At 52.0% G+C, this 18280-nt stretch carries 15 protein-coding genes; 9 read left to right on the forward strand and 6 right to left on the reverse strand.

From position 1 onward, the window contains the following. Positions 1–47: 47 nt before the first annotated feature. The 3 genes from znuD to HMPREF3052_RS05155 form a co-directional block, all read right to left on the reverse strand. Positions 48–2336, reverse strand: coding sequence for a TonB-dependent zinc receptor ZnuD (gene znuD / locus HMPREF3052_RS05140; RefSeq protein ID WP_070748942.1), 2289 nt, complete (start codon positions 2334–2336; stop codon positions 48–50). A 219-nt stretch (positions 2337–2555) separates the two neighbouring features. Further along, positions 2556–3038, reverse strand: a complete 483-nt coding sequence (locus HMPREF3052_RS05150; protein WP_070748946.1) for a cupin domain-containing protein — start codon at positions 3036–3038, stop codon at positions 2556–2558. A 101-nt stretch (positions 3039–3139) separates the two neighbouring features. Continuing rightward, positions 3140–4549: a leucyl aminopeptidase gene (locus tag HMPREF3052_RS05155; RefSeq protein ID WP_070748948.1), complete on the reverse strand. Its 1410-nt coding sequence runs from the start codon at positions 4547–4549 to the stop codon at positions 3140–3142. A gap of 158 nt (positions 4550–4707) precedes the next feature. Between HMPREF3052_RS05155 and lptF the strand changes: the two genes are divergently transcribed. The 4 genes from lptF to hflX all read left to right on the forward strand — a co-directional run bounded on the left by lptF (position 4708) and on the right by hflX (position 9435). After that, positions 4708–5823, forward strand: a complete 1116-nt coding sequence (lptF, locus tag HMPREF3052_RS05160; protein WP_003686055.1) for an LPS export ABC transporter permease LptF — start codon at positions 4708–4710, stop codon at positions 5821–5823. After that, positions 5820–6890 (forward strand): LPS export ABC transporter permease LptG, encoded by a 1071-nt coding sequence (gene lptG, locus HMPREF3052_RS05165; protein WP_070748950.1) that lies wholly within the window; start codon positions 5820–5822, stop codon positions 6888–6890. Before lptF ends, lptG begins: the two co-directional genes overlap by 4 nt. Before the next feature lie 119 nt (positions 6891–7009). After that, positions 7010–8230: a glycosyltransferase gene (locus HMPREF3052_RS05170; RefSeq protein ID WP_283126957.1), complete on the forward strand. Its 1221-nt coding sequence runs from the start codon at positions 7010–7012 to the stop codon at positions 8228–8230. A 44-nt stretch (positions 8231–8274) separates the two neighbouring features. After that, positions 8275–9435, forward strand: coding sequence for a GTPase HflX (gene hflX, locus HMPREF3052_RS05175; RefSeq protein ID WP_070748952.1), 1161 nt, complete (start codon positions 8275–8277; stop codon positions 9433–9435). Between the two features lie 67 nt (positions 9436–9502). On the opposite strand, the gene HMPREF3052_RS12050 is transcribed toward hflX, so the two are convergent. Further along, the gene (locus HMPREF3052_RS12050) at positions 9503–9628 is read right to left on the reverse strand and encodes a hypothetical protein (protein WP_003678791.1); all 126 of its coding nucleotides are present in this window, start codon (positions 9626–9628) and stop codon (positions 9503–9505) included. Positions 9629–9988: 360 nt separating this feature from the next. Between HMPREF3052_RS12050 and HMPREF3052_RS05180 the strand changes: the two genes are divergently transcribed. Beyond that, positions 9989–12475 carry a heavy metal translocating P-type ATPase gene (locus HMPREF3052_RS05180; protein ID WP_070748954.1) on the forward strand — a complete coding sequence of 829 codons (2487 nt, stop codon included), beginning with the start codon at positions 9989–9991 and terminating at the stop codon, positions 12473–12475. Positions 12476–12512: 37 nt separating this feature from the next. Continuing rightward, positions 12513–12953: a DNA polymerase III subunit chi gene (locus HMPREF3052_RS05185; protein WP_049352710.1), complete on the forward strand. Its 441-nt coding sequence runs from the start codon at positions 12513–12515 to the stop codon at positions 12951–12953. Positions 12954–13032: 79 nt separating this feature from the next. On the opposite strand, the gene HMPREF3052_RS05190 is transcribed toward HMPREF3052_RS05185, so the two are convergent. Then, entirely contained in the window at positions 13033–14253 is a 1221-nt protein-coding gene (locus HMPREF3052_RS05190) for an aspartate kinase (protein WP_070748956.1), read from the reverse strand. A gap of 171 nt (positions 14254–14424) precedes the next feature. Beyond that, on the reverse strand, positions 14425–15153 hold the full coding sequence (rph, locus tag HMPREF3052_RS05195; RefSeq protein ID WP_070748958.1) for a ribonuclease PH: 729 nt from the start codon (positions 15151–15153) through the stop codon (positions 14425–14427). 138 nt (positions 15154–15291) lie between these two features. Between rph and HMPREF3052_RS05200 the strand changes: the two genes are divergently transcribed. The 3 genes from HMPREF3052_RS05200 (at position 15292) to HMPREF3052_RS05210 (ending at position 18239) form a co-directional block, all read left to right on the forward strand. Beyond that, entirely contained in the window at positions 15292–16179 is an 888-nt protein-coding gene (locus tag HMPREF3052_RS05200) for a YicC/YloC family endoribonuclease (protein ID WP_283126958.1), read from the forward strand. A gap of 205 nt (positions 16180–16384) precedes the next feature. Beyond that, on the forward strand, positions 16385–17335 hold the full coding sequence (locus HMPREF3052_RS05205) for a bile acid:sodium symporter family protein (RefSeq protein WP_070748960.1): 951 nt from the start codon (positions 16385–16387) through the stop codon (positions 17333–17335). A gap of 133 nt (positions 17336–17468) precedes the next feature. Continuing rightward, positions 17469–18239, forward strand: a complete 771-nt coding sequence (locus tag HMPREF3052_RS05210; RefSeq protein ID WP_070749082.1) for a sulfite exporter TauE/SafE family protein — start codon at positions 17469–17471, stop codon at positions 18237–18239. Positions 18240–18280: the final 41 nt, after the last annotated feature.

An 18280-nucleotide genomic window follows, 5' to 3' on the forward strand; every position in this document is an offset into this window, starting at 1 on the left:
GTTTTCAGACGGCCGTCTGAAAACCTTTTTTGTTTGCCTGTCCGATTTTAAAACTTCACGTTTACACCGCCGGTAAAGCTGCGACCCATTTGCGGCGTATCAGAGAGGAAGCTGCTGTGGGCGTAAACGGATTGGTTGAGCAGGTTGTCGGCTTTGACGTACCAATTCCACTCGCCATAGCGCGTATTGCGGCGGTAGTTTGCGCCCAGGTTGAGCATATGGTGTCCAGGCGTGCGCGTTTCGTAGCGGGCGAGTTTGTTTTGGGCGAACACGCGGTAGTAGTCCAAATTGGCATCGATGCGATCGGTCAGCGAGGCTTTCAGGTGGACGCCGAGGCGCGCAGCCGGAACACGAGGGGCGTTTTGATTATCCTGTGCGATGAAAGGACGGTTGCCGTAGGCATCTTCCCTGCCGGGTAGGGACGGCAGGTTTTTCAGACGGCCTCGTACATAGTCGCCGGAAATGCCGATGCGGTAGCGCGGTGTCGGTTTGAAGTAGATTTCGCCTTCCGCGCCGTAGAAGTCTGCGCCGGATTGGTTGTAGCGCACGAGCTTCATTTCGCTGTCGTCTTCGATGGATTTGGGGCCGCGTCCGTCGTTGAGGATTTGGGCGTAGATATAGTTGCCGAAGCGGTTGCGGTAGAGTGCCAGATTGTATTGCCAGCGGTCGCCTTCGTAGCCCAGCGCGAGTTCGATGTTGTTGGAACGCTCTTTGTTGAGGTGTTTGTTGCCGACTTCAAAGGTGTTGGTGGCGACGTGTTTGCCGTGTGCGTACAGCTCTTGCGTTGACGGCAGGCGTTCCTGATGGGAGGCGGTCAGGCTGAGTTTGTGGTGTGGCGTGAAATACCAGTTGCCCGAAAGTGCGAACGAGCGGGCGGTTTGGCGGTGCGCACCGAGGTCGGGCAGGGGTTGGTTGTAGTAGTTTTCCCGATCAATCAATGCTTTGTCGTACTGGATGGAGGCTTTTTGTTTTTCCACGCGTACGCCGCCTTCAAGCGTGAAGTTGTCCCAGTTTGCCTGTTCTACACCGAAAAAGCTGTAATGGCGCACATTGTTGTCAATCAACATCGGTTGTTGGACGGTTTCGGGAATGGCGGAAAGCGCGCTGGACTTTTGTCCCAAATATTGCACGCCCCAGCTGCCTTTCAGACGGCCTATGGGTTGGTGGCGTAACTCGATACGGGCGTTGTGTGTTTTATTGTTGAAGAAGTTTTCTACTGCATCGCCTGCTTTTTCGTCGTGGTGGTAGTCATTGCGGTTCAGGTGTACGCGCAGGGCTTCAAAACCGGGGAACGGTTGCTTCCATTCGGCGCGGAGTTCGTAGCGTTTGTTGCGCAGGTCTATCCACGGTTTGCCGTTGTGGACATGGGTGTGTGCATTATCATCGTCGTGGAAACCGCAGCTCAAACCCGGATTGTCGTAATCGACGTCTTCTTCGGTCAAGAGGTGCGGATAAAGCTGCAAATAGCGTTTGTTAATCAAACTTTTCTGCCAGATGATGTCGGCGTGGCAGTCGTCGTAGAGATGGCTGTGGGCAGGCAGGCCGTAGCGGTCGCGACGGTCGCTGTACGCCACGCCGAGGAAACCTTTATCCCCAACCCAAGACAGGCCGATGCTGCCTGTTTTTGAATCGGCATGGCTGTCGGGCAGTCGTTTCAGACGGCCTTCTTCTTTTTGATAGCGCGGTACGGCGTAATCGCCCGATTTGCGGTACAAGCCTTCGGTATGCAGCACGAAGTTGTTGCCCAAACCGATATTGATGCCTGCGGACGTCAGTTTTTCCAAATTGCCGCTGCTCAAACGCAATCCGGCTTCGCCCGATACGCCGTTTTCAGGCATTTTTTCGGGGATTTTGCCATCGGCAACATCGACCAAACCGGCTACATTGCCCGAGCTGTACAAGAGTGTAACCGGACCGCGCAGGATTTCGACTTGTTGCGACAAGGCGCTGTCCACCATCAAGGCATGGTCGGGCGAGAAGTCCGCCATGTCGCCCGTTTCGCCGTGATGGTTCAATACTTTAATCCGTCTGCCTGTTTGACCGCGAATAACGGGAGCGGATGCGCCGCCGCCGTATTGCGAGGCATGAATGCCCGGTACGCCGTCTAAAGCATCACCCAAGTTGACGGCTTTTTGGCGCAAGGTATCGCCGGAGATGATTTTGTCGGAGGCGGTCGAAGTGTGCAACAGACCCGAAGTGGCGCGCGGACGGCTTTTACCGACGACGGTAACCTCGTCCAAGTCAACAGACTGCTCGGTTTCATGCGCTTGGGAGAGGATGGGAGTGCTGATTAAAAGAATAGATAAAACAATGGGCTTGAGTGTGGTTTGTGTCATTTTAGTTTCTCATCATATTTTGAAAGGCTGTTATTATATAACATTGCATCATTTATATGATAAGATTTTTGAGAAAAAAAGGCCGTCTGAAAACGAAGCGTGGTTTTCAGACGGCCTTTAGCTTGTATGTAGGTTTAAATGAAAACGGAACAATCTCTCTGCTGCCTGGTTTGGGTAAGGCAGAAAGTCATGGCAGATTGTTTGTTTTCATTGAAAGTATTACTTGGTTTCGGCAGCTTTAGCGCCAGCGGTCTCGGCAATCAAATCCAAGAATACCAACGGCTTTTTGCCAATGTTTTTGAGTGCGTGGGACTGGCCGGGGCGGGCGATGGTAATGTCGCCGGCGCCGACTTCGGTTTGTTTGCCTTCACTATCGGTAAACAGGCCTTTGCCGGATACGATGATGTAAACGTCTTCATTGCCGGTATGTTTGTGTTGGCCGATGGAAGCGCCAGGCGGTAATGTGAGCCAGCCGATTTCTTTGAATGCGTCTTGGTCGGCGGTTTGATGGCGCGTGAAGGCAAAGCTGCCGAGCAGCGGGCCTTGGCCTCCGGCTGCGTTTTCGCGGTTCCATTCTGCTAAGTCGGCTTTTTTGTACACTTGGATGCTGCGGTCGGTGGGGGTGGTTTGTTCGGCAGCTTGAGCGCTTATGGATGTGCCGAGCAGAAGAGCGACAGATAATACGGCAAATAGTGGTTTCATGGTGGTTTTCCGTTTGTCAGGTTGAGTCAGATAATGCGGATTCCGTTTTCAGACGGCCTGCGGGGTTGAAATGTGTAACCCCGCAGGCTTCCCCCCAAGATTTATTTCACATTGCGCAGATAGTTCAACAATAAAGGAACAGGGCGGCCGGTCGCGCCTTTTTCACCGCCGGATTTCCATGCGGTACCTGCGATGTCGAGGTGTGCCCATGGATAGTCTTCGGTAAAGTAAGACAGGAATGTTGCGGCGGTAATCGTACCTGCACCCGGCGTGCCGATGTTTGGAATGTCGGCAAAGTTGGATTTGAGCTGGTCTTTGTAGGTCTCAAAGAGCGGCAGTTGCCATGCTTTGTCGTCCACGTTGCGGGAGGCGGCGAGCAGGCTGTCGACCAAATCTTGATTGTTGCCCATCACGCCGCTGACGTCATGACCCAGGGCGATAATGCACGCGCCGGTCAGGGTGGCGACGTCGATAACGGCTTTAGGTTTGAATTGTTCGGCGTAAGTAAGCGCGTCACATAAAATCAGACGGCCTTCGGCATCTGTGTTCAACACTTCGATGGTCAAGCCTTTCATGCTTTTCACGACGTCGCCTGGTTTGTTGGCTGCGCCGGAAGGCATGTTTTCACAAGTGGCGACGATGGCAATCAGGTTGATCGGCAGTTGCAGTTTGACGGCGGCGCAGAAGGTGCTGATGACGGTTGCCGCGCCGCACATGTCGAACTTCATTTCGTCCATGTTCAGACCGGGTTTGAGGGAAATGCCGCCGGTGTCGAAGGTAATGCCTTTGCCGACCAATACCACAGGCGCGGCTTCTTTGTCGGCTGCACCGAAATAGCTTAGTTCGACCAAATATGGATCCTCGATGCTGCCTTTGGCGACAGACCAGAACGAACCCATGTTTTCTTTGATGTAGTCTTTTTCAATGATTTTGGCATGTGCGCCCAGTTTTTCGGCTTCGGCTTTGGCGGTGCGCGCTAAAAATTCGGGCGTGCATTCGTTGGGCGCTGCATTGCCCAAATCGCGGCAGAGGCTTTGTCCGTAAACCTGCGCTTCCGCGACGCGCAGCGCTTCTTTGACGGCGGCTTCGTGTGTGCTGTGGAACACGGCTTCTGCAAATTTGGCCGGTTTGGCTTCTTTTTTGTAGCGGTCGAAACGGTAGGCGGCATTGCCGAACGCAATCGCAAACGCTTCGGCAACGGCTGCTGCTTGCGCTTCTTCAAAGGCATGAACGTCCACATTGACCGTTTCTTGATTTTGCGTCCATTTGGCGGCTTCGGCTGCGGCTTTGTTCAACGCGGCGCGGTCGGTTTTATCGAGGCGGGCAATGGCAATGGCTTGCAAACCGTTGTCCGTCGGGATTTTGGTGTCGGCGAAATTTTGACCTTCTTCAAGGGAAGCGAAGAGGGCGAGGGCAGTCGGGTTGCTCAGTTGCGATGCTTCGGCGCAGACAAATAATTGCGCACCTGCCTGTTGAGCCTGCAAAGTTTCGGCTTTTGTGCTAAATTTCACGTTTATTCTCCTGATTGGAACGGTTGTCGGTTGTTCAGACGGCATGTTGACCAACCGTCCGAACAGATGAAAATCATTGTACTCCATTTGTGTCATGCCGTCTGAAGCCTTATTAATAAATATAGGTTTCCCATAAACCGTATACCACGCTCAATCTTATGATTTACCAAAGAAACTTTATTAAAGAACTTTCCTTTACCGCTGTCGGCATCTTTGTCGTCCTCTTGGCGGTATTGGTGTCCACGCAGGCCATCAACCTGCTTGGCCGCGCAGCCGACGGGCGTGTCGCCATCGATGCCGTGTTGGCCTTGGTCGGCTTCTGGGTAATCGGCATGACCCCGCTTTTGCTGGTGTTGACTGCATTTATCAGTACGTTGACCGTATTGACCCGCTACTGGCGCGACAGCGAGATGTCGGTTTGGCTTTCCTGCGGATTGGCATTGAAACAATGGATACGTCCGGTCATGCAGTTTGCCGTGCCGTTTGCCATTTTGATTGCCGTCATGCAGCTTTGGGTGATGCCGTGGGCAGAGTTGCGCAGCCGCGAATATGCCGAAATTTTGAAGCAGAAGCAGGAATTGTCTTTGGTGGAGGCCGGCGAGTTCAATAACTTGGGTAAGCGCAACGGCAGGGTTTATTTTGTCGAAACCTTCGATACCGAATCCGGCATCATGAAAAACCTATTCCTGCGCGAGCAGGACAAAAACGGCAACGACAACATCGTTTTTGCCAAAGAGGGCAATTTTTCGCTGACCGACAACAAACGCACGCTTGAATTACGCGACGGCTACCGTTACAGCGGTACGCCCGGCAAAGCCGATTACAACCGCGTTTCTTTCCAACACCTCAGCCTGATTATCAGCACCACGCCCAAACTCATCGACCCTGTATCACACCGCCGTACCATTCCGACTGCCCAACTGATTGGCAGCAGCAATCCCCAACACCAGGCGGAATTGATGTGGCGTATTTCCTTGACCGTCAGTGTTTTGCTGTTGTGCCTGCTTGCCGTGCCGCTTTCCTATTTCAATCCGCGCAGCGGCCATACCTACAATATCCTGATTGCCATCGGTTTGTTTTTGGTTTACCAAAACGGGCTGACCTTCCTGCGCAATGCTGTGGAAGACGGCAAAATCCATTTCTGGCTCGGACTGCTGCCTATGCACATCATCATGTTCGTGATTGCCGTTGTCCTGCTGCGCGTGCGCAGTATGCCTAGCCAACCCTTCTGGCAGGCGGTTGCCAAAAGTCTGACATTGAAAGGCGGAAAATGAACCTGATTTCACGTTACATCATCCGTCAAATGGCGGTTATGGCGGTTTACGCCCTCCTAGCCTTCCTCGCTTTGTACAGCTTTTTTGAAATCATCAACGAAGTCGGCGATCTTGGAAAAGGCAGCTATAACGGCGCAAAATTGGGGCAGTATGTTTTAATGCAGATGCCTGCGCGTGCATATGAACTGATGCCGCTTGCCGTTTTGATCGGCGGCCTGATTTCCCTCAGCCAACTGGCTTCCGGCAGCGAGCTGACCGTTATCAAAGCCAGCGGTATGAGCACCAAAAAGCTGCTGTTGATTCTGTCGCAGTTAGGTTTGATTTTCGCCATTGCCACCGTTGCTCTTGGCGAATGGGTTGCCCCCACGCTGAGTCAAAAAGCCGAAAACATCAAAGCCGCCGCCATCAACGGCAAAATCAGTACCGGCAATACCGGCCTTTGGCTGAAAGAAAAAAACAGCATTATCAACGTGCGCGAAATGTTGCCCGACCATACGCTTTTGGACATCAAAATTTGGGAGCGCAACGATAAAAACGAACTGATCCAAGCGGCGGAAGCAGAATCAGCCGTTTTAAATCCCGACGGCAGCTGGCAGCTGAAAAATATCCGCCGCAGCATATTGGGCGAAGATAAAGTCGATGTTTCTACTGCCGCCGAAGAAAACTGGCCGATTTCCGTCAAACGCAACCTGATGGATGTATTGCTCGTCAAGCCCGACCAAATGTCTGTCGGCGAATTGACCACCTACATCGACCATCTGGAAAAAAACAACCAAAATACCCAAGTCTATGCCATCGCATGGTGGCGCAAGCTGGTGTATCCCGTTGCCGCATGGGTGATGGCGCTTGTTGCTTTCGCCTTTACCCCGCAAACCACGCGCCACGGCAATATGGGCTTGAAACTTTTCGGCGGTATCTGTCTCGGTTTGCTGTTTCACTTTGCCGGACGGCTCTTCGGCTTTACCAGCCAGTTGTACGGCGTGCCGCCGTTTTTGGCAGGCGCATTGCCGACGGTTTTGTTTGCACTGTTGGCGGTATATCTGATACGCCGTCAGGAAAAAAGATAAGGCAAAATAAACTTCAGGCCGTCTGAAAGGCAATCTTCAGACGGCCTGAGTATTTTGTGTGCAAAAAACAAAATGCTAAAGTAAAATAATACCTTTCCAAACCAATGCGGCTATTGAAAATGTTCCAAACCATCTGCTTGAATATGATTGTCAAAAACGAAGCGGCAATCATCGAAGAAACACTGGCCAACATCACCGACCACATCAAACTTGACTACTATGTCATCAGCGACACCGGCTCGACCGATGATACCGTCGGCGTAATCCGTCGCTTTTTCGATGTAAAAGGCATCGCGGGCGAGATTCATCATGATGGTTGGCAAAATTTTGCATACAACCGCAATCAGGCGTTGAAACACGCAAAAGGCAAAACCGATTACGTGTTGATTTTTGATGCGGACGACCGCTTTGAAGGCAAATTGGAATTACCCGAACTGATCGCCGACCGCTACCGCCTCCGCATGAGAAATGCTATGGGCAGCGTGGTTTATTACCGTCCGCTGTTGTTGCGCAATGACGGAACATTCTATTGGCGCGGCGTGTTGCATGAATTTATCGAAACCGACAAACAAGATACCAGCGAAGCCACGCTTCATGGCGACTATACGGTTCTCAGCGGCCGTTTTGGCGCACGCAGCAATATGGCGAACAAATACCTGCTTGATGCCGTTTCTTTGGAAAAAGCGTTTTACAGCCCTGAAGATGAAGACCTGAAACCGCGTTACGCCTTTTATGCGGCACGTTCTTATTGGGACTCTGATATGCCCGAGCGTGCGAGCGAATGGTTTAAAAAACGCATTGAGTTGGGCGGTTGGATCGAGGAAGTGACGGTTTCTTACCAACAGCTGGGCGAGTGCTACAAATTAATGGGCAAACGCGATGAAGCCTTGGCGACTTGGTTGGCAGGCTACGATTACAATCCGCGCCGTGCCGAGTGTCTCTACCTTGCACAAACCATGCTGCGTCAGGAAGGGAAATACCGCATTTCCCATGCGATCGGCCTGATGGCGAAACGTATCCCGTTCCCAACAGACGATATTCTTTTTGTCCAAAGCAATGTTTATCAGTTGGACATCGACTATGAATTGTCGGTTACCGCCTATGCCGCCGGCGATTTGCGTCAAGGCTATGAGTCTTGCAGACACTTGCTCCTGCTTAATGTACGCGAGGCATTGACCACGGTAACCATGCAAAATATGTGGCTCTACCGCGAACACGCGCAAACCGAAACGCGCGAAGTGTTGGAGCAGCTGGTGGCCGTAATGCAGCCTTATGCCGCGCAGGGCGGACGTTTGGCAGAAGTGACCGAATATTTCGCCGATATTTTGAAAAACCGTTAATCGGCACTTTGACTCAGCCGTCAGGCCGTCTGAAAGGAAAATTTTTGAGCAAGCGCAATCTGTTTTCCGTCGATAAATCTTTGGAGCAGCCCGAACGCGTCCTCTTGGTCGGCGTAATGCTGACGGCGGACTATTCCGGCGCAAACGAAACGCGCGAGCGCGGCTTTCAGACGGCCTTGACCGAAGCGGCAGAATTGGTGAGTGCGGCCGGCGGCGATTTGGTTTCTATCGAAACTTCACGCCGTGACAAACCGCATCCGGCTTTGTTTGTCGGTACGGGCAAGGCGGAAGAGTTGGCGGCAGTGGTCAAGCAGCATGATGTCGGACTGGTCGTGTTCAACCACGAACTCACGCCGACACAAGAGCGTAATCTGGAAAAAGAGCTTCAATGCCGCGTCCTCGACAGAGTGGGTTTGATTTTGGCGATTTTCGCCAAACGCGCCCAGTCGCAGGAAGGTAAGTTGCAGGTGGAATTGGCCCAGCTGAACCATTTGAGCGGACGGCTGGTACGCGGTTATGGACATTTGCAAAGTCAGAAGGGCGGTATCGGCTTGAAAGGGCCGGGCGAAACCCAGCTGGAAACCGACCGCCGTTTAATCGGACAAAAAATCACGGCATTGAAAAAACAGCTTGCCGATGTCCGCAAACAACGCGCCACACGCCGCAAATCACGCATGAGCGGCCGTCTGAAAACCTTTGCCATTGTCGGCTATACCAACGCCGGAAAATCCAGCCTGTTCAACCGCCTGACCAAAGCGGACGTATTGGCGAAAGACCAGTTGTTCGCCACTTTGGATACCACTGCGCGTCGGCTTTTCCTGTCGCATGAGGCGAGCGTGATTTTGACCGATACCGTCGGCTTCGTCCGCGATTTGCCGCACAAGCTGGTGTCGGCGTTTTCCGCTACTTTGGAAGAGACGGCGATGGCGGATGTGCTACTGCACGTCGTTGATGCGTCCAATCCCGATTTTGAACGGCAGATGGACGATGTCAACGAAGTCTTGGAAGAAATTGGTGCGCATGAAATTCCGCAATTGGTGGTGTACAACAAAATCGATTTGCTGCCGTCGGGTATGCGTGAAGCAGGCATTTTGCGCGACAACTCCGGGCATGCCGTCGGCGTGAATGTTTCCGTCGCCGAAAGTTTGGGCTTGGATGGTTTGCGCGAAGCGATGATTGAATTAGCCGTACAGAAAAGTGCTTGATAGTTGGAATGAAACAAGGCCGTCTGAATGTTCAGACGGCCTTACCGTAAAATTTTAAATCCGAGGATTATGCCGACAGAGGGCTTTTCTTTTTGAACACACTTTCGTAAAGCATCCAAGCGGCGAGGCTCAGGTATACGGTGCTGGACAAAATGCCGATAACGGCGAAGATAGGCATAAGGCGATCAATCATGGTGAGGTTTCCCAATAAGTTAGTTTTATAAGTAAATGTGTGTTTTTTATTTCCGTCTTCGCGGAATGCCTAAAGTATGCTGCTTAAATGGATTGAGGTCAATAAAAAATATATTTGAATTTTTAAAAAAGTTCCATTTTTACATTAAAATAATTGGAAGTTTTTAAAGATAAACGGTATTTATATGTTACCGTTCATCATTTGATAAACGGTCAATACTTTGTTTTCCATATTTTTTATAAAATTCGACAGTCTATTAATTCAAAAGTAAATGAAATTAGGCGGAAAAACGCTTTTTGCTAAAATGTAACACCCTGAGATGATTGTTTCAGGCCGTCTGAAAAATAAATCGAACACATTATGACATCTTCCACACATCCCCAAAAAAACTGCTTCCATTGCGGACTTGAAGTCCCGGAGCATCTGCATCTGACGGTTCGTTTTGAAGACGAAGAACACGAAACCTGCTGCGCCGGTTGCCAAGCGGTGGCGCAGAGTATCATCGATGCAGGTTTGGGCAATTATTACAAACAGCGTACCGCAGACGCGGAAAAATCCGAATTGCCGCCACCGGAAGTGTTGTCGCAATTAAAGCTGTACGATTTGCCCGAAGTGCAGGCTGATTTTGTCGAGGTCGGCGCAGGGAATGAGCGCGAGGCGGTGTTGATGCTGGGCGGCATTACCTGCGCCGCGTGTGTGTGGCTGATTGAGCAGCAGTTGTTGCGTATGAAGGGCGTAGTACGCGTGGATTTGAATTACAGCACCCACCGCTGCCGCGTGGTGTGGGACAGCGCCCACATCGAATTGTCGGACATTTTGCTTAAAATCCGCCAAACCGGTTATACCGCCGCGCCTTATGATGCGCAAAAAATCGAAGCGCAGGCGCAGAAGGAACGCAAACAGTTTATCGTCAGATTGGCCGTGGCCGGTCTGGGCATGATGCAAACGATGATGTTTGCCCTGCCGACTTATTTTTACGGCGGCGACATCGAGCCGCTTTATTTGGAAATCCTGCATTGGGGCGGCTTTTTGATGGTGTTGCCCGTTGTGTTTTACAGCGCGTTGCCGTTTTACCGCGGCGCCTGGCGCGACTGGAAAAACCGCCGTGTCGGCATGGATACGCCGATTGCCATTGCCATTGTGATGACCTTTATCGCCGGTATTTACAGCCTGGCTACCAACGCAGGGCAGGGCATGTATTTTGAATCCATTGCCATGTTGCTGTTTTTTCTGTTGGGCGGGCGTTTTATGGAACAGATTGCCCGACGCAAAGCAGGCGATGCGGCGGAGCGGTTGGTCAAACTGGTTCCGGCATTCTGCCACCGTTTGCCGTCTTATCCTGAAAGCGATGCCATCGAGGAAGCCGCGGTCGTCCGCCTCAATATCGGCGATACGATTGTTGTGAAACCCGGCGAAGTCATTCCGGTGGATGGTACGGTTTTGTCCGGTGAGAGTGAAGTTAACGAAGCCATGTTGACCGGCGAAAGCCTGCCCAGCGTGAAAAGGCCGTCTGAAAAAGTAACCGCCGGTACACTCAACACCAGCAGCCCTTTAATCATCCGCACCGATCATACCGGCGGCAACACGCGCCTGTCCCATATCGTTAAACTGCTCGACCGCGCGCTGGCTCAAAAACCGCGTGCCGCCGAGTTGGCCGAAAAATATGCGTCCAGTTTTGTGTTTGGCGAACTTTTGCTTGCGATTCCCGTTTTTATCGGCTGGGCTTGGTATGCAGACGCACACACCGCCTTGTGGATTACCGTTGCCCTGCTGGTCATTACCTGCCCGTGTGCCTTGTCGCTCGCTACCCCGACCGCGCTGGCTGCTTCGACCGGTGCGCTTGCCAAAGACGGTATTCTCATCAGCGGCAAACAAAGCCTGGAAACGCTTGCCCAAATTGACGATGTCGTGTTCGATAAAACCGGTACGCTGACCAAAGGGCAGCTCTCCGTCAGCCGTATGTTGTCCGCAGGCCGTCTGAACGAAGCCCAAGCCCTTGCTGTGGCCCAAGCATTGGAGCAGCAATCCGAACATCCCATCGCCCGTGCCATTTTGAATCATACCCTTTCAGACGGCCCTGTATCCGCGCTTGATGTGAAAGTGCAGCAACGGGTCAACCGTATCGGACACGGTGTCAGCGCGCAAATCGAATTTGATGGCGAAACCCAAGTTTGGGCTTTGGGCAAAGCGGCGTTTGTCTCGGAAATTGCCAGTAATCTTCCCGAAGTATTTGCACATATCGACCACACAGGCGGCATTATTTTCTTGGGCAATCAAAGCGGTTTTCAGACGGCCTTTTTGCTGGAAGACCAAATCAAAGACAGCGTCGCTGAAATGCTGCAAAACCTGAAACAACACGGCATCCGTCTGCACCTTTTAAGCGGCGACCGTCAAGCTGCCGTAGCCCAAGTTGCGCAAGAACTGGGTTTAGATGCCTATCGTGCCGAAGCCACGCCTGAAGACAAGCTGGCTTATGTGGAAAATCTGCAAAAACAAGGACGTAAAGTCATGATGATTGGTGACGGTATCAACGATGCCCCCGTCCTTGCCCAAGCTGATGTGTCTGCCGCAGTGGCTACAAGTGCCGATGTAGCGCGAGATGGTGCGGATGTGGTTTTGCTCAATGATGATTTGAACGTTTTGCCCGTGATGATGGAACAGGCACGCCGCACCCATCAAATCATCCGTCAAAACCTGACTTGGGCGAGCGCATACAATCTGGTTGCCGTTCCATTGGCCGTATTTGGTTACGTTACCCCGTGGATTGCCGCGCTCGGCATGAGTTTCAGCTCGCTGCTGGTGTTGGGCAATGCCTTGAGATTGTTGAAAACCAAAAAGGCCGTCTGAAAACGGCAAATCCATTGCTCAAACGAAAGAATACGCCATGCCTAAAGCCACTTTTTATACACACGTCGCCCAACCGGCCGCCTTTGCCTGCCGCCTGATTGCGCGCGCCATACGCGATGGCGGGCAGATTTTGGTGTGGTCGGATTCTTCTGCGGCAGTGCAGCAACTAGACGTTGATTTATGGCAGCAGATTCCCGAAAGCTTTATTCCGCATGAAGTCTGGCTGCCTACCGACCCCATGCCGTCTGAAACGCCGGTATTGCTTGCGTTTGGAAACGCATTGCCGAATATTCCGCAAGATTGCACGGTTTTGAACCTGTCTGCCGATTTTTGGAGCCAAGCCCCGGCCATTCCAAACCGTATCCTTGAAATTGTGGGCAACAGCTTGGAAGATTTAGCCGAAGCCCGAGACCGTTTCCGAGCTTATCGTCAGAGTGGATTTGAGATTGAGCATTTTTCGAGAGAAGGGAAGGATTGAGTATTGAAACAGCAAAGTTTTAATATAAAAGGCCGTCTGAAACAATAAAGTTTCAGACGGCCTTTTTAATAGGCTGGAATTAGTTACCTAAGTCGAATGCTTTATGCAGAACGCGGGTAGCCAGTTCCATGTATTTTTCGTCAATCAGGACGGATACTTTGATTTCGGAAGTTGAAATCATTTGGATGTTGATGCCTTCTTCTGCGAGGGTGCGGAAGATTTTGGCTGCTACGCCGACGTGTGAACGCATGCCCAAGCCGACAGCGGAGACTTTGCATACGGTGTCGTCGCCGTCGATGTAGGCGGCACCGATGCTGTCTTGGCGTTGTTGCAGCAGTTCGATGGTTTGTTTGTAGTCGCCGCGTGGAACGGTGAAGGAGAAGTCGGTTGTGCCTTCGCTGCCGACATTTTGGATGATCATGTCGACTTCGATGTTGGCATCGGCCACTGCGCCGAGGATTTGGTAGGCAACGCCGGGTTTGTCAGGTACGCCGCGTACGTTGATGCGTGCTTGGTTTTTATCGAATGCGATACCGGTTACGGCTGCTCTTTCCATGTTTTCGTCCTCTTCAAAGGTAATTAAGGTGCCGTTGCCGCCGTCTTGCAGGCTGCTCAGTACGCGCAGGCGCACTTTGTATTTTCCGGCGAATTCTACGGAACGGATTTGCAAGACTTTCGAGCCGAGGCTTGCCAATTCGATCATTTCTTCAAATGTAACCGTGTCCATGCGGCGCGCTTCGGGTACGACGCGCGGGTCGGTGGTGTAAACGCCGTCCACGTCGGTGTAAATTTGGCATTCGTCGGCTTTGAGGGCTGCGGCGATGGCAACGGCGGAGGTGTCCGAACCGCCGCGGCCGAGGGTTGAGATATTACCTTCGCTGCTGATGCCTTGGAAACCGGCTACGATAACGACTTTTCCGGCGGCCAAATCGGCACGCATTTTTTCGTCGTCGATGTTTTCGATGCGGGCTTTGGTGTGGGAAGTGTCGGTTTGGAGGGCGACTTGCCAGCCGGTGTAGCTCTTGGCGTCAACGCCGATGTCTTTCAGGGCCATGGCCAGCAGGCCGATGGTCACTTGTTCGCCGGTAGCGAGAACGACGTCCAGCTCACGCGGATCGGGATGCTCTTGCATTTCGTGCGCCAGTGCGACCAGTCGGTTGGTTTCACCGCTCATGGCGGATACGACGACTACGATGTCGTGTCCTTCGGCGCGGGCTTTGGCGACACGTTTGGCTACGTTTTTGATGCGTTCGGGCGAGCCTACTGATGTGCCGCCGTATTTATGTACGATTAACGCCATGTTTCGTGCTTTCTTGTGGGGGTTGTCGGGCAGCTTGGTTTGCTGGAAAAAGGGTTATTATTACTATTTTTTACATGGAATTCAAGGATAGAACGCGCTTTTTTGAGTAAATGCGCATAAAAGGATTTTGTTGAAAAAGGCCGTCTGAAAGTTTTCAGACGGCCTTGCTGATTATCGGGCTAAAAGGGCTGCCTGCTGGTGTTGAACCAATTCGGCAATGCCTTTATGCGCGAGGGCAATGAGTTTGCCCAATTCTTCGATGCTAAACGGTGCGCCTTCGGCCGTACCTTGGATTTCGATGATTTTGCCGGATGCGGTCATGATGATGTTAACGTCGCTGTCGCAGCCTGAATCTTCGGGATAGTCCAAGTCCAAAAGCGGTACACCGCCCACCACGCCGGCAGAAACGGCGGCAACGGCTTCTCGGATGGGGTTTTCGCTGATAAGGCCGTCTGAAAGGAGTTTGTCTACGGCGATTTGCAGGGCAACGTAGGCGCCGGTAATGGAAGCGGTACGCGTGCCGCCGTCGGCTTGGATAACGTCGCAGTCAATTAGGATTTGGCGTTCGCTGAGTTTTTCCAGGTCGACGACGGCGCGCAGCGAGCGGCCGATTAGGCGTTGGATTTCTTGTGTGCGGCCGGACTGTTTGCCTGCGGCGGCTTCACGGCGCATACGGGAGGCGGTGGAGGCCGGCAACATGCCGTATTCAGCCGTTACCCAGCCTTGTTCTTTACCGCGTAGAAAAGGAGGAACGTTTTCGTCGATGGAGGCAGTGCAAATCACTTTGGTGTTGCCGCACTCGATAAGGCAGGAGCCGTCGGCGTGTGGCAGGAAATTGGGGGTGATTTTGATGTTGCGCAGGCTGTCGGCGGCGCGGCCGGTGCGGGTGTAGTTGCTCATGATGGTCCTTTGGGGAGAATAAAAAACAGGTTGCTTTGAATTATAGAGGAATTTGGCATCAAAGGCCGTCTGAAAATCGTCGGTCGGGTGTGTTATAGTGTCCATACTTTCACTCGTATTTGGAAACGGAGTAAAACCATGGCTACAAGACGAACTATTCAAATCCACAGCATGACCGGCTTTGCCAATGCCGCAGGCGAATGCGGCGGCAAGCGGATTAATTTGGAAATCCGTGCGGTCAACCATCGTTATTTGGATGTCCAATTCCGTATGCCGGAAGAGTTGCGCTATTTGGAAGGCGCGTTGCGCGAGCAGATTGCCGCGGCCGTGGCGCGCGGTAAATTGGAATGCCGTGTTCAGCTGCAAGATGCGGCTTCGGGCGGTCAGACTTTGGAAGTCAATCAGGATTTAGTCGCACAACTGGCGCATTTGAACAAAGAATGGCGCAAGGAACACAATTTCGGCAAGCTGAGCGTAGCCGACGTTTTGCGTTTTCCCGGCGTTTTGGCAGGTCAGGGCGAAGACTCCGAGGCTTTGGCGAAAGGTGTCAAAGATTTATTGACCGGCGCGTTGAAAGAGTTTACTGCCGCCCGCAAACGTGAAGGCAAAAAGCTGGGCGAACATTTATTGCAACGTCTGGACGGTATGGAAGAGATTGTGGATGCTTTGAACGAGCTGTTCCCAAGCCTGCTGCAAGCGCATATGGACAAAGTCAAAGCCCGTTTGGCAGAAGCCGTCGGCAACATCGATAACGACCGCTTGCAACAGGAATTTGCTTTGTTTATTCAAAAATCCGATGTGGATGAAGAATTCAGCCGTTTGCGCACTCATATCGCCGAAGTGCGCCGTATCGTTACCGAAGGCAAGGGCAGCGCAGGCAAACGTTTGGATTTCCTGATGCAAGAGTTGAACCGTGAGGCCAATACCTTGGGCAGTAAAGCCATCGCCGCTGAATGTACGCAAGCGTCGGTTGAACTGAAAGTCTTGATCGAGCAAATGCGCGAACAGGTTCAAAATATCGAATAAATCGATGATGAACGGATAGGATAAGGCCGTCTGAAAAGTTTCAGACGGCCTTTGTGTTGATATTGGGTGGAATCGGTGTGGTTTGTTTTTAAACATTATTGGATGGTAGGTTTCCTGTTACGCTACTGTAATTGCGCACAAGAGTTAACATGTGTTAAATTATGGTAATTATTGTCATGATAAAAACATACACAGGAGAAAAATAATGAACTTTATGACCGCCATCAGTCGGCAAATGACCCGCTTCACCGCCCTGATCATCGTCCTTGCTTCTATCATCGCCTTTATCGAACCTGCCACTTTTTCGTGGGTAAAAGGCGATACGCAAGTCGTCGTACTCGGCATCATCATGCTGGGTATGGGTATGACTTTGGGCAAAGAAGATTATCAAATTTTGGCGCAACGTCCGCTCGATATTTTCATCGGCGCAATCGCTCAATACACCATCATGCCGCTGCTCGCCATCGGTATTGCCAAGGCCTTTGACCTTTCGCCTGGATTGACGCTGGGTTTGGTTTTGGTCGGTACTTGTCCGGGCGGCGTTTCGTCCAATATCATGAGTTTTTTGGCTAAAGGCGATGTCGCCTTTTCAGTCGGCATGACCACGGTTTCCACCGTCCTCGCGCCTGTGATGACGCCGCTGTGGATGACTTATTTGGTCGGACAAACCGTCGAAATGGACGGCTGGGGTATGTTCAAATTTATGCTGATCGTTACCCTGTTGCCTGTCGTTATCGGCTCTGTTGCCAATATCTTGCTGCATAAAAAACATTGGTTTGAAGACGTGCGCGCGATTATGCCTGCTGTTGCCGTTGTTGCGTTTGCCTGCATCGTCGGCGGTGTCGCAGCCGTTCACGGCCACCGTTTCGCCGAATCCGCCTTCGTGATGGTACTTGCCATTGCTGCCCACAACATCGGCGGCTACATCCTCGGCTATTACAGCGGCGCGCTGACCGGCATGAATACCGCCAAAAAACGCACCCTTGCCATCGAAGTCGGCGTACAAAATGCCGGACTTGCCACCGGTTTGAGCGCTAAATTCTTCCCCGGTAATGCCGAGTCTGCCGTTGCCGCCGCCGTTGCCTGCGTTTGGCACTCTGTATCGGGAACGGTTTTGGGCAATTTGTTTGCCTGGTGGGACAAGCGCAAGCAATAAGCCGGTAAATATTGCCAAATAACAAAAGGCCGTCTGAAAACAGAATATGGTTTCTTGTTTTTCAGACGGCCTTGTAGGTTGTCAGAACAGGCAAACACGCGCAAAATCGCTTTGCTTTTTAGAGATGGATATGATGCTTGCAGATTCGTTTTTTTATTATCTGGTATTGGTCGGCTTTGCCGCCGGGCTGATGGATGCGGCGGTTGGCGGCGGTGGGCTGTTGCAGATTCCCGGATTGTTCAACCTATTGCCAAACGCTACGCCTGTGGCCTCGGTGATGGGTGTCAATAAATTTGCTTCCTGCTGCGGCACTTTGACTGCGACGGGGCAATATCTGCGCCGAATTCCCGTGCCGTGGAAAATGCTGCTGCCTGCCGCGGCTTTAGCATTTGCCGCTTCATATTTGGGCGCGAAAACGGTGGTGTATTTCCCCGTGCAATATATGAAACCGGCAATGTTGGTCATCATGATTGCCATGTGTCTGTACACTTTTTTGAAAAAAGACTTGGGGCAGACGGTGCGCACTGAAAAGCTGACGCGCCGCGAAACCTTATGGGGCTTATTTTTCGGCGCGTTAATCGGGTTTTACGACGGTGTGTTCGGGCCGGGAACAGGCAGCCTGCTGGCTTTTGTGTTCGTTCGCTTTTACGGCTATGATTTTTTAGCGGCCAACGCCTCGGCAAAGGTCATCAATTCGACCACCAATCTTGCCGCGCTGACGTTTTTTATCCCGCAAGGCCATGTTGTGTGGGCATGGGCGATACCGTTGGCAGTGGCGAATTTGTGTGGCGGCATGGTCGGCGCGCGCTTGGCAATGCGCGGCGGAACCAAGCTGCTGCGTTACGGATTTATGTTGCTGCTGTGTCTGACCATTGGAAAGTTTGCTTGGGATTTGTTGGGTTGATATCGAATGAAAAAAAGGCCGTCTGAAAGTTTCAGACGGCC

Origin of the sequence: Neisseria sp. HMSC056A03, from assembly GCF_001815685.1 — a bacterium.
Lineage (GTDB): Bacteria > Pseudomonadota > Gammaproteobacteria > Burkholderiales > Neisseriaceae > Neisseria > Neisseria subflava.